Consider the following 2,504-nt stretch of genomic DNA (forward strand, 5'->3'; position numbering starts at 1 on the left):
CGTTCATTTCTATTTCCGTCCTTGGTAGCTTTATTAGTAAGCGTTCTAACAAACCTTCTATTTTCTTAAAAAATAATTAACCAATAAAGAAACAGCTAAGGCTGATAAAATAGGAGCAATCCAATCCATAAAAAACCAAAAGAAATCACTACCAATCCACATCAGCCTTTCTTCCATTCTTTCAATTCCACCTTCTTTAATTTCCTTAAAAAAATCCTTTAAAAATTTCATAAGCCCCTCCTTTCTTTTTCTCCATCTTTTTTTACACCACCAAATTAAATCTCCATACCCCCCCAATCTGCTATAATAAAACCAGAACGCAATATCCAAACCTATAAGCAAACCATTTAAACAATTGCGTTAAGATTAAATACAAGGGCACGAAAGTGCTCTTTTAAATTCCTAGCAAATAATATTAATCTCCCCAAAAGATAAAATAATATTATGTTTTTCCCTTAAATCATCTAAATCCTCAACAGCCTTTTCAAACTCTTTAATATCTCTAACCCTAAGTTCATCAACTACAATGACCTTAGGCTCATCTCTATTCTCTTTATTATCTAAAATCTTATCCTCCATAAATCCTCCTTTCCTCTGTCTTTTTTTCTCTACCAAAAGAAATCTCCATAATTTAATTTATTTCAATTTAACAAAGGATATTTGCTTAGTATCTTTTAAAGTTACTTTTCTGTCAAAAAAAATCCACATAGGATCTTCTATGTCTAAAAAATCAATCATTTTATCAATATCATCTGATCCAAATATTCCATTTTTTAATTTCGTATTAAAAGTTTTTTCAGACATATCTAAGTAATCTGCAACATCTTTTTGAGTTTTTCCTTTACTTACAATAATTCCTTTCAATTCATCTCTTCTCAAATACATCACTCCTTTCAGTAACTTATTAAGTTATTTATATAATACAATGCTTTTTGTAACTTGTCAAGATATATTTTACCTTTTCTTTTACTTTTTTGTTGCTTTAAAAGTTTTTTTGTTGTATTATTTATATAAGAGGTAAATATTATGAAAATAAATAAAGGAAATATCATTAAAAATTTAAGAACAGAAAGAAATTTAACTCAAGAAGAAGTTGGTAAAATTATAGGAGCTAGTAAACAAACTTTACATAAGTATGAAAATGGAATAATAACTAATATTCCACAAGATAAAATTGAAGCTCTAGCCAATCTTTTTGATGTATCTCCATCTTATATTATGGGTTGGGAAAAGGACAAAACCGACCTATCAAATATACCTGGAGTAATACCAGTAAAAAAAATAATAAAAATCCCCATACTAGGACACATCCAGTGTGGAAAACCAGTAATGTCAGTAGAAAACTACGAGGGATATTTCCCAGCAGACCCAGAAATAATAAACTCAGACTTCTGTCTTTACGCTGATGGAGATTCAATGATAGATGTAGGCATCAACGAAGGCGATTTAGTATTTTTCAAACAAACTCCCCAAGTGGAAAACGGAACAATAGCCGCAGTTTTTGTTAACGATACAACCACCCTAAAAAGATTCTACAAAAAAGAAAACCAAATAATCCTACAACCAGAAAATAAGTCTTACTCCCCTATCATAATAAGAGAAGGGGATGGACAAGATGTTAGAGTCCTTGGAGAAATGGTTGGAATGTATTGTAAGGGTAGTAAATAAATGTTTGAAATTATAATGGAGAAATAAAAATGAAAAATATAAGAATAAAACATATAATACTATATTTAATTGGAGGTTTCTTTGTAACAGCTATAATAAGTGGTATTAGTGAAAATTTAGGAGCTATATTGCTTTTAATATATTTAATATCCATACCTATATTAATATTTATATATATTAAAAACAAACTTCCAGAAAATACTAAAAATAATTTAAAAAATTTACTAAATAATCTAAGTAATAATCAAAAAATGAATAAAAATATAAATCAGCCTACTTTCCAAAGCGATTATAATTATTTTGAATTAGTTGGAACATATTATTACACAGAAAATTTAGAAGATTTTTTAAAAGATCATGAAAATCCATACTGGAAAAAATTAGATAAAAGTAATTTGAGTAGAGTCTATAAATACCACAGATTAAAAGACCAACTTATTAAAATAGAAAGAGAACCAACAAATAAATATGATAAAAACGCTGTAAGAGCTGCTATCCAAGGAAAAACCATTGGTTATATTGCACATGTTGATAAAGAAAGATTTTTAAGACAAGCAAGATTGCCATATTTTGTAAGAGCAGATATATCAGGAGGACCTTGCAAAGATTTAGATCCTTTTACAAATAAATATGGTCCTACAGAAAACTACGGTTATCATATAAGATTTTATATTTAAATGAATAATAATAATAAAAAAGACTCCCCCACCGACCAAAGTTAGGAAGTCTTTAAAACAAAAGTGCAGAATTTATCTGCACTCTTATTATACCAAAAATAGGAGAAAAAATGAAAATAACAAAATACCAAAAACAAAATAAAAATTTTTACAAATTTC

The 2,504-nt window shown here is 27.9% G+C and carries 5 protein-coding genes; 2 read left to right on the forward strand and 3 right to left on the reverse strand.

The genetic code is table 11. From position 1 onward, the window contains the following. Positions 1-57: 57 nt before the first annotated feature. The 3 genes from SOR60_RS02895 to SOR60_RS02905 all read right to left on the reverse strand — a co-directional run bounded on the left by SOR60_RS02895 (position 58) and on the right by SOR60_RS02905 (position 879). Positions 58-231 carry a hypothetical protein gene (locus SOR60_RS02895; protein ID WP_320595152.1) on the reverse strand — a complete coding sequence of 58 codons (174 nt, stop codon included), beginning with the start codon at positions 229-231 and terminating at the stop codon, positions 58-60. 171 nt (positions 232-402) lie between these two features. After that, complete coding sequence (locus SOR60_RS02900; RefSeq protein ID WP_176269887.1) at positions 403-579, reverse strand: hypothetical protein; 177 nt, start codon at positions 577-579, stop codon at positions 403-405. A gap of 57 nt (positions 580-636) precedes the next feature. Next, positions 637-879, reverse strand: coding sequence for a helix-turn-helix domain-containing protein (locus SOR60_RS02905; RefSeq protein WP_216629232.1), 243 nt, complete (start codon positions 877-879; stop codon positions 637-639). A 147-nt stretch (positions 880-1,026) separates the two neighbouring features. Here SOR60_RS02905 and SOR60_RS02910 point away from each other — a divergent pair, with 147 nt between their 5' ends. Both SOR60_RS02910 and SOR60_RS02915 read left to right on the forward strand, forming a co-directional pair. Further along, entirely contained in the window at positions 1,027-1,668 is a 642-nt protein-coding gene (locus SOR60_RS02910) for a LexA family protein (protein WP_320595153.1), read from the forward strand. A gap of 29 nt (positions 1,669-1,697) precedes the next feature. Continuing rightward, entirely contained in the window at positions 1,698-2,345 is a 648-nt protein-coding gene (locus SOR60_RS02915; RefSeq protein WP_320595154.1) for a hypothetical protein, read from the forward strand. Positions 2,346-2,504 lie beyond the last annotated feature (159 nt).

It is taken from the genome of Anaerococcus porci (assembly GCF_034090325.1).
In the GTDB taxonomy this organism is placed as follows: domain Bacteria; phylum Bacillota; class Clostridia; order Tissierellales; family Peptoniphilaceae; genus Anaerococcus; species Anaerococcus porci.